We start from the raw sequence: 2,084 nt of genomic DNA, 5'->3' as shown, positions 1-2,084 counted from the left end.
GTCAGTAGTCGGCAAACTTTCGACAATTTCTCTGTGTAACGCACCTGCGACAGCTTGTTGTAATGCTGTTACATCGGCAACTTTTTGGTCTAAAATCTCCCAATTTGTCTTTAAGCCAGCATAACAGTTACGCTCGCCCTCGTTTGGGAGATACACACCATTTTGTAATGTTGTTCCCATTTAAAACCTCTCTATTCTCCGTATGGATCTACGCCATACCGACTTAAACCATAGCCATCCGTGATTGGATGCCCGACACCAATGATTATTGCCCAGTCTGACCTTAAATGACCTAAATCAACCTCTACTCTGCCTGCATTATCAGTCACTAAGTAATTGTTGGCATTGACAACTGTAACAAATTCTTCACCTTGACTTAAATTGTAAGTGATGCTATTAGTGCCACTACGAATCGTAAAACTGCTATCTGCGTCTTGAGCAATCAGTTTTAATCGTACTCGTGATGGCATAAGCACTGTACTGCCTGACGGTAACGGATTGTTTATCCAACCCGATACCTTAAACAGTCTAGCTTTATACTTACGCCAATGTGTAAAGAATGTTTGGCCAAACTTAATTAGAGCCATTTTCTATAACTACCTTTTTCTTATGCTTTACAGGTTTTTCACTCTGCTGTTTTTCAAAACTTACAGCAGTTTCTTCACCAAGTTTTTCAGCTACAATCTTTTTCTGCTGTTCTAAAAGCTGTCTAGCCTCTAATACCTGCTGTGCCCTTAATTCGTGAGTACGTCTCATACCCTCACGGATAAGTGCTTCTTTTTCAGCTAAAGTCTGCTTGTGACCGAACATAAACTCAATGGTGCTTAAAGATTTTGTTATTTCATCTCTTTTAGCCTGAAATTCGTTAATTTTTGCGTTGACTTCATTCAGACTTTCTGTTAAAATTCTTTTACGATTTTCGTAATCCTGTTCATCAGTGAAAAAAAGCTCAACAGAACTTTTGGTAATCGTGTTGTCACGGAAAATTCGTCTGATTGTAATAACAGCTTCATCAAGATTTGATTTCATGTTGTTATACATTGTTGGATCTGTCTGCTTGAGATTTTTTACATACTGATATGCTCTTTCACTTGCTAACATTTATTACCTCTATTTGCTTCGTTAAAAAGGGGGAGTGGCTACCCCCTTTATGATGTTACTCACGATAACGTGAGATTATGCTAATTCACGAGTTACGAGTTCAACCATCTTGACTGAACGAACATCGCCTACTACACGTCTCCATGAGCCAGCAGTTCCAAATTCAGTATTAGATGGGCCACCTACAGAGCTTGGGGTCGCAATAAATGAATAACCCTTTGGAGCAAAGGCATTACACCAACGGTTGTACATAGTGGTTACACCATAACCATTACCCTGTTCAGGATGTTCCTTAATATCAAGTGGCTTCTTAACAGCACCAAAACCAAGTTTAAACTGGTTCTGACCAAAGATGTAGGTAGAGAATACCTTACCAGTAGCATCCACAGGCATGTTGTTATTAAGAATGATCTGATAGCCGTTGTAGTAACGAACAGGAGCAGAAGCACCGCTAGGAATACGAGTGTCGATAATGTCTTGCTTTTGCATGTTAGCGAACACACGAGGGTGTACCATAATCATACCGAGGCCATCCTGAGCATCACCCATGAGAGAGATTGCGTCAATCAGATGGTTTACGTTGAAGTCGGTAGTGCCTGCTACATAGGAAGCACCTGAAACATCCCAACGTTGGTCATTTTGAGTATGATAATCATCGCTTGCGGTAGCGTTATTAGCAAAGATACCCTTAACAACAGAAAGGAACTGTTCCTGTAAACGACCTAAACGATAGTCAGCAACACGAGATGCGATAAAACCCATAGGGTCGCTAGCAGTAAGCATTTCATCGAGGTCAGCAACTTCCCATGCAGAAGTTCTTACACAACGATGAACAACGAGGTTGCTGGCAGTGTTCTTGTTAGGGGTGATAATATCAGCAGGATTATCAGTAGCGATAGATTCCTGTGCGTCAGTCAGGTTGTCGTAGAAAGGCATGTTGAATGATGCACCGCCACCATTAAGCAGTGAATCTAGTTTGCCGT

Annotated in this window: 4 protein-coding genes; all 4 read right to left on the bottom strand. The window is 41.1% G+C overall.

Annotated elements, in window-relative coordinates:
* Positions 1-180, bottom strand: a 180-nt coding sequence (locus tag ACJML3_RS07760; RefSeq protein WP_406022103.1) for a hypothetical protein, incomplete at its 3' end; no start/stop codon positions are given.
* 11 nt (positions 181-191) lie between these two features.
* Positions 192-329 (bottom strand): hypothetical protein, encoded by a 138-nt coding sequence (locus ACJML3_RS07755; RefSeq protein WP_406022101.1) that lies wholly within the window; start codon positions 327-329, stop codon positions 192-194.
* Positions 330-573: 244 nt separating this feature from the next.
* On the bottom strand, positions 574-1,101 hold the full coding sequence (locus ACJML3_RS07750) for a hypothetical protein (protein ID WP_406022099.1): 528 nt from the start codon (positions 1,099-1,101) through the stop codon (positions 574-576).
* Between the two features lie 75 nt (positions 1,102-1,176).
* On the bottom strand, positions 1,177-2,084 hold a 908-nt coding region (locus ACJML3_RS07745), incomplete at its 5' end, for a hypothetical protein (protein WP_406022097.1).

The sequence above is a fragment of the Succinivibrio sp. genome, from assembly GCF_045124615.1.
Taxonomy (GTDB): domain Bacteria; phylum Pseudomonadota; class Gammaproteobacteria; order Enterobacterales; family Succinivibrionaceae; genus Succinivibrio; species Succinivibrio faecicola.
Note: the sequence above shows the minus strand (reverse complement) of the source record. Positions and strands in the feature narration are given on the sequence as shown.

Excerpts from the sequence above, each read along its gene's own strand:
- ACJML3_RS07750 (WP_406022099.1), bottom strand. The coding sequence starts at position 1,101 with ATGTTAGCAAGTGAAAGAGCATATCAGTATGTAAAAAATCTCAAGCAG.